Origin of the sequence: Arenibacter sp. S6351L (assembly GCF_023016025.1) — a bacterium.
In the GTDB taxonomy this organism is placed as follows: Bacteria; Bacteroidota; Bacteroidia; order Flavobacteriales; family Flavobacteriaceae; genus Arenibacter; species Arenibacter algicola_B.
The window spans coordinates 1-1,167 of record NZ_JALKBB010000082.1; the positions used below are offsets into that span (position 1 = coordinate 1).

The following is a 1,167-nucleotide window of genomic DNA, read 5'->3' on the forward strand; positions in this document are numbered from 1 at the left end:
AGCAACTGGAGAGCAAGGTATTCAGGGTGAGAAAGGAGACACCGGAGCTCAAGGGATTCAAGGTATCCAAGGTGTAAAAGGTGATCAAGGAGATACTGGTGAAACCGGTGCTACTGGAGACAAGGGTGATACTGGTGAAAAAGGTGATACTGGTGCTACAGGAGCAACTGGAGAGCAAGGTATTCAGGGTGAGAAAGGAGACAAGGGTGATACCGGAGCCCAAGGAATTCAGGGTATACAAGGTGATACAGGAGCCAAAGGTGACAAAGGAGATATTGGTGCACAAGGTATTCAAGGTGTTCAAGGTGAAACCGGAGCCACTGGTGCTACCGGAGAACAGGGTATCCAGGGTGTAAAGGGTGATCAAGGAGATAAAGGAGACACGGGTGCGACCGGAGCCACAGGCGACCAGGGCGTCAAAGGAGATACTGGAGCTCAGGGAATTCAAGGTATTCAAGGTGAAACTGGTGCTACAGGTGCCACTGGAGAAAAAGGAAACAAAGGAGATACTGGAGCTCAAGGAATCCAGGGTATTCAAGGAGAAACCGGGGCCACAGGAGCAACTGGTGCCACTGGTGAAACTGGTACTACTGGAGAACAGGGTATCCAAGGTGTAACCGGTGCTACAGGAGCCACAGGTGCAACAGGAGAGCAAGGTATACAAGGAGTAAAGGGTGACCAAGGTGAGAAAGGTGACACCGGTGCGACCGGAGCCACAGGCGACCAGGGCGTCAAAGGAGATACTGGAGCTCAAGGAATTCAAGGCATCCAAGGTGAGACCGGAGCAACTGGTGCCACTGGAGAACAAGGAATTCAAGGTCTAAAAGGAGACCAAGGTGAGAAAGGTGACACCGGAGAACAGGGTATTCAAGGAATCCAAGGTGAGACCGGGGCCACTGGTGCAACTGGTGAAAAAGGAGATACCGGTGCTAAGGGCGACCAGGGAGACAAAGGAGATAAGGGTGATACCGGTGCGACAGGAGATAAGGGAGACAAAGGAGATACTGGAGCTCAAGGTATACAAGGAGAAACTGGTGCTACTGGTGACAAAGGAGATACTGGAGAACAAGGAATCCAAGGTGAGAAAGGTGATAAAGGAGATAAAGGTGAAACTGGAGCTCAAGGAATTCAAGGTCTAAAAGGAGACCAAGGTGAGAAAGGTGACAC

At 50.9% G+C, this 1,167-nt stretch carries 1 pseudogene; it reads left to right on the top strand.

Annotated features, from left to right (window positions below):
* Positions 1-1,167 (top strand): annotated as a pseudogene (locus tag MWU82_RS23955) (collagen-like protein); the annotation flags it as partial.